This is a genomic window from Cobetia sp. SIMBA_158 (assembly GCF_046566945.1).
Classification (GTDB): domain Bacteria; phylum Pseudomonadota; class Gammaproteobacteria; order Pseudomonadales; family Halomonadaceae; genus Cobetia; species Cobetia amphilecti.
This window is the reverse complement of the sequence record NZ_JAWJYL010000614.1, coordinates 1-259: the sequence shown is the minus strand read 5'-3', so window position 1 is coordinate 259 and position 259 is coordinate 1. Positions and strand designations below refer to the sequence as shown.

The following is a 259-nucleotide window of genomic DNA, read 5'->3' as shown; positions in this document are numbered from 1 at the left end:
GCGCATTTAAAATTCAAAAACGCGCCCCTCTTTACCACATTCAATACGCACATCCTTGCCGTAGCTTGTTTGTAAATAACGTTCTATTTCGGTAAGTTGCTCATCGGTTCTTGATGGATCGTGACTGATTATCACCATGTTTTTGACTTTCGCTTTTATTGCAAGTTGAGCAACTTGGTCAATAGTGCTGTGGCCCCAGCCATGTTTTAATGGTAAGTCAGCATCAATAAGTTGAGCGTCATGTATAAGTAAATCGGCC

General features: G+C 41.3%; 1 protein-coding gene. It reads right to left on the bottom strand.

The window, feature by feature from the left end; translation table 11 throughout:
* Window positions 1-6: 6 nt before the first annotated feature.
* Window positions 7-259 (bottom strand): MBL fold metallo-hydrolase (locus R2R70_RS21295; protein WP_410979093.1); only part of this gene is annotated, 253 nt, incomplete at its 5' end.